Raw genomic sequence first — 4,749 nt, forward strand, 5'->3', positions numbered from 1 at the left:
GAGGAACTCAACTACGGAGTCGATCTATCAACCATCTGAGGGTGGTATCAGATTGATGGGGTGAAGGTGCCCCATCAACCATTAAATCCGTATACCCTGAAATAGAAGATCAGATTGTCGAAGCCGAACAGGGTGGCCGACACCATGTTGAGCGCGCCGGCGCCGATCCAGCTCTGGAAGCCGTACCACACCACCGCGGGCACTGCGCGAACCAGGCCGGGAATGCGCGTGCCGGCGAAGCCGAACGCACTGCGGGCCTGGACCATGAAGGGGATGCCGTACTTGTAGCCGGCGGCGCCATTGATGGCCAGTGCGATTCCGATGACGAAGCAGCCGATCGCTATCGCCATGGTTGCCTGGATCAGGTTCAACGTACCGACCACGCTGGAGCCCATGGCGAACGTGCCAATGGAGACGCAGCCGCCGAACCAGGCCAGGAAGTAGGAAGTGCGACCCATGATACGGGTCTTCTGCGGCGCCAGCGATTCCTCCCCCAGCGCCTTGGAGACTCCAGGTGCAGCTGCTCCCAGGGGTGCCGGTTCGGCCGCCGTGCCGTGTGGGTTGGTGTGTTGCATGGGTATGTCCTCGCAGGTCGTTGCTCTGTGTTGTGTTTGTGCCCGCTGTTGCCAGCGGGCTTGGCGTGACGTGCTCAAGGTGCGTTTTGTCGTTGTCGTGATGCGATCAGCGTTGGGTCAGGTGGGAATACCCCTCGAAACGGCCGGTGAAGGGTTTGGGGCGTGGGAAAGCCAGGTCGCCATGCTTGCTGGTGCCTAGCCCCAGCCCCACGAGAGCCTCGGCCAGCTTGACCGCGGCGGTGACGCCTTCGACCACTGGCAGGCCCACCTCGCGAGAAATGGTCTGGGTCAGATCGGCCATGCCACCGCAGCCAAGCACGATGGCGCCGATGCCATCTTCGTCGCGGGCCCGCCGGCACTCTTCGATGATGCGATCCAGTGCTGCCGAGCCGTTCTCTTCCAGATCGAGAACGGGAATCTCGGCGGCTCGCACCCGGCGGCAGTGGTGACGAAAGCCGTACTGTTCCAGTAAGTGCTCGGCGATGATGCCGGTACGCGACAGCGTAGTGACCACTGAAAAGCGGGTGCTGATCAGGCTGGCGGCATGGAAGGCCGCCTCGGCAATGCCGATTACCGGGGCTCGGGTCAGCTCTCGGGCAGCCAACAGGCCGGGGTCGCCGAAGCAGGCGATGACATAGGCATCGGTGCCATCTCGCTCTCCTGCCAGCACCTCTTCGAGAACACCCACGGCGCTAATCGCTTCATCGAAGTGACTCTCGATGGATACCGGTCCGTCCGCTGGCTGAGTCGCTACCACAGTGGTACCGGGGGCGGCGATCCGCTGCGCCGCTTCTCCGATCTTGCGAGTCATATCGGTCGTGGTATTGGGGTTGATGACGCGCAGTCGCATACGGCCTCCGGCTTTGTGAACAATGATAATGGTCTTTGTACACAAAATAGTGGTTGTCGAAGCGCAGCGCAAGAAATTTGTGATGGCTATGGTATTCTTTATATATTCTTATATATCAGTAACTTGAGTTCGTATTGCGAAGTCTGGGAAAGCTCTACTGTCTAATGCTTAGGTCTAAGGTATCGCTTCGTAGGTTCTCAAGGGATACGGGTTGGGTATTTATTGTATACAGTTATTGCCGCACCATTGGACGTACTGGCTTTGGTACCGTTAGAGAAGGGGGGAGAGAGGGAGAGAGGGAGAGAGGCCAATCATCGAGCCATACTCTGCGCTTGCTCTTACGACTATTTTTGTATACAAAAAATCCTGCCATGCTTGTACTCATCTGCAGCGGCTCGCCTTTGGTTCCCTAAAGTGCGTGGTTCGACCTAGGGCGCCCGCAGTCAGCTGGCTCCGGAGAGGTTGGTGGCCAACTTCAGACTCACATGGGCTGGTTGCAACAAGGTTGGATACAGTCTATTTTCTTAATTGTATACACTTTGCGCGTGAAGCCGCCTGGGCCCGGCATCCCACGGGCAATACAGAACAAGAGGAAGGGTACTGAGATGAGCGTTAGCCGTGACTATCCCCGCGACCTGGTCGGCTACGGCCGTAACCCACCCCACGCCAACTGGCCGGGGCGGGCGAAGATCGCCGTACAGTTCGTGCTCAACTACGAAGAGGGTGGCGAGAACTGCGTGCTGCATGGCGACGCCGGCTCCGAGCAGTTTCTCTCCGAGATCATCGGCGCGGCTTCCTATCCCGCCCGCCACCTCAGCATGGAATCGATTTACGAGTATGGCTCGCGGGCCGGCGTCTGGCGCATCCTGCGCGAATTCGAACGGCGCGGCCTGCCGCTGACGGTGTTCGGCGTGGCCATGGCCTTGGAGCGTCACCCGGAGGTGGCTCAGGCGTTCAAGGAGCTGGGCCACGAGATCGCCTGTCATGGCTACCGCTGGATTCACTATCAAGAACTCCCTGAGCACGTCGAGCGCGAGCATCTGCAGCGTGCCATGGAGATCTTTCAGCACCTCTACGGCGAGAAGCCCCAAGGCTGGTACACCGGACGCGACAGCCCCAACACCCGGCGGCTGGTCCTCGACGAGGGCGGCTTCCTCTACGACAGCGACTACTACGGCGACGATCTGCCGTTCTGGACCCGAGAGGCGGACAGTCAGGGCGTCGAGCACGACCATCTGATCGTGCCCTACACCCTGGACAGCAACGATATGCGCTTCGCCGCGCCCCAGGGCTTCAACACCGCCGACCACTTCTTCACCTACCTGCGCGACGCCTTCGACGTGCTCTACGCGGAAGGCGAGGAGTCGCCCAAGATGCTCTCGGTGGGCATGCACTGCCGGCTGCTCGGCCGCCCCGGCCGCTTCCGCGCCCTGCAGCGCTTCCTCGATCATATCGAGGCTCATGACCGGGTCTGGGTTACCCGGCGGGTGGACATCGCGCGACATTGGATCGAGCATCATCCGGCGCCGGCACGATGAGCAAGTGGCGAGCGCTGAGACCCTGATGAACGCGGAGGTCCCGGTGAGGGTGCCGGCCACCCTGACAAGACCCTGGCCGGCGATGCCGGACAGGGCCTGGCAGGGCAGTGGGTGGCTAGAGCGTAGGAGCTCAGCCGGTCCACTGGGTGGCTTGTGCGAAAGCCAGGAAGCCGATGGCGATCGCTACCCAGAGACAGAACAGTGGGAAGAAGAACTTCACCCACTTCTGCCAAGGCACGCCGGCAATGGCGAGAGTTGCCATGAAATAGCCGGAAGTGGGGTAGAGGATATTGCCCATGCCGTCACCGAGCTGAAAGGCCAGCACGGCGGTCTGGCGGGTCACGCCGATCAGGTCGGAGAGAGGGGCCATGATCGGCATGGTAACCAGGGCCTGCCCGCTGCCCGAGGGCACCACGAAGTTGAAGGCCAGCTGTGCGAAGTACATGCCGATGGCCGACAGTATGGTCGGCAGTTCGCCAACCAAGCTGCCGAGTCCCATGACCAGGGTATCCATGATCTGGCCATCTTCCAGCACTACGGCTACGCCACGGGCCACGCCGGCAATCATGGCGCCCACCAGCACGTCGCGGAAGCCCTTGTTGAAGGCTTCGCTGATGGCCGTGGTACTCAAGCCGGCGATGAGACCGACGACGATGCCCATGATGATGAACAGTCCGGCCATCTCCATCATGAACCAGCCCTGGCGCAGCACGCCGTAGACCAGCAGGCCGAAGAAGGCGAAGGTGGCGACCGCTGCCAGTTTCTGGCGACCGTTGGCGGTCAGAGCTCCCTCATCAGTGGCGTGCTGGTAGAGCGAGCGCTTTTCCTCTTCCGTTTCGTCGCCCGCCATCAGGCTCAACTCGGGGTTGTCGCGAACCTGGCGCGCATAGCGCATGACGAAGTAGATGGCGGCGCCCAGAATGATGGCAAAGGCGGTCGCTCGCAGGCCGAAGCCGGAGTAGAGCGGCAGGTCGGAGAGCTGCTGACCGAGCCCGGTATTGATCGGATTGAGTACACCCGAAGCGAACCCGGCGGTGGTGGCGCACAGTGCCACGGCCGCTGCGGTTACCGAGTCGAAGCGCAGGGCAATCATCAACGGCAGAATGACCGGCACGTAAACCAGGGCCAGCTCCTGGGTGCCAATGATCGTTGCGACCAGAGCAAAGACCGTCATCAAGACCGGAATCATCAACAGGCTTCGATTGGCGAAGCGGCGGCTCAGCTTGTCGACTCCGATTTCGATGATGCCGGTACGGCGCAGCACCATGAACATGCCGCCGATCATGAAGGTGAAGAACACGACTTCACCGGCACTCATCAAGCCATTGGGTATCGCCAGCATGAAGTCGACGAGGCTCGTCGGGTTCTGCTCGACGTATTGGAACGATTCTGCGTCGATGGTGGTGCGGCCTTCGGGCCCGGGCACTCTCTCGTACTGGCCGGCAGGCACGAAATAGGTCGCCACGGCTGCCATGGCAATGAATACGAAGAGGATGACGTAGATATGCGGTATCTGCCAATGAGACCGCCTGGAGTCTTGGGCTCCTGTTGGGCTGTTTGAGGGAGTGGGTTTCGTCATGGGGCACCTCGCGTTGTTGTTGATGATCTCGCTATAGTGATGCGGCGCTGTTTCGCTTCGAGAAGCGAGCGTCGCGGGGAGATGGCGGAGACGGTAAGGCCGGGTATCGATGGCGATTCCTTCCGCTCATTGTGGGTACAGAATAATGACGCCTAGTGGCGCGCACTCGGCGCTGTGGCCGGGTTAGAGGAGAGCTTTTTTGCGGAC

3 protein-coding genes and 1 pseudogene are annotated in these 4,749 nt (G+C 60.9%); 1 reads left to right on the top strand and 3 read right to left on the bottom strand.

All coding sequences use genetic code 11. From position 1 onward, the window contains the following. Positions 1-83 precede the first annotated feature (83 nt). Together AC2VNO_RS16585 and AC2VNO_RS16590 are read right to left on the bottom strand one after the other, a co-directional pair. Positions 84-575 (bottom strand): annotated as a pseudogene (locus tag AC2VNO_RS16585) (cytosine permease); the annotation flags it as partial. Positions 576-681: 106 nt separating this feature from the next. Beyond that, complete coding sequence (locus AC2VNO_RS16590; protein WP_486935170.1) at positions 682-1,425, bottom strand: aspartate/glutamate racemase family protein; 744 nt, start codon at positions 1,423-1,425, stop codon at positions 682-684. A 605-nt stretch (positions 1,426-2,030) separates the two neighbouring features. Here AC2VNO_RS16590 and puuE point away from each other — a divergent pair. Then, entirely contained in the window at positions 2,031-2,963 is a 933-nt protein-coding gene (gene puuE / locus AC2VNO_RS16595) for an allantoinase PuuE (RefSeq protein WP_486935171.1), read from the top strand. A gap of 130 nt (positions 2,964-3,093) precedes the next feature. On the opposite strand, the gene AC2VNO_RS16600 is transcribed toward puuE, so the two are convergent. Further along, complete coding sequence (locus tag AC2VNO_RS16600; protein WP_486935172.1) at positions 3,094-4,542, bottom strand: YfcC family protein; 1,449 nt, start codon at positions 4,540-4,542, stop codon at positions 3,094-3,096. Positions 4,543-4,749: the final 207 nt, after the last annotated feature.

This window comes from Halomonas sp. TH-94 (genome assembly GCF_057473365.1).

Coding starts and splice junctions, on each gene's coding strand:
- AC2VNO_RS16590 (WP_486935170.1), bottom strand. CDS start 1,425: ATGCGACTGCGCGTCATCAACCCCAATACCACGACCGATATGACTCGC.
- puuE (WP_486935171.1), top strand. CDS start 2,031: ATGAGCGTTAGCCGTGACTATCCCCGCGACCTGGTCGGCTACGGCCGT.
- AC2VNO_RS16600 (WP_486935172.1), bottom strand. CDS start 4,542: ATGACGAAACCCACTCCCTCAAACAGCCCAACAGGAGCCCAAGACTCC.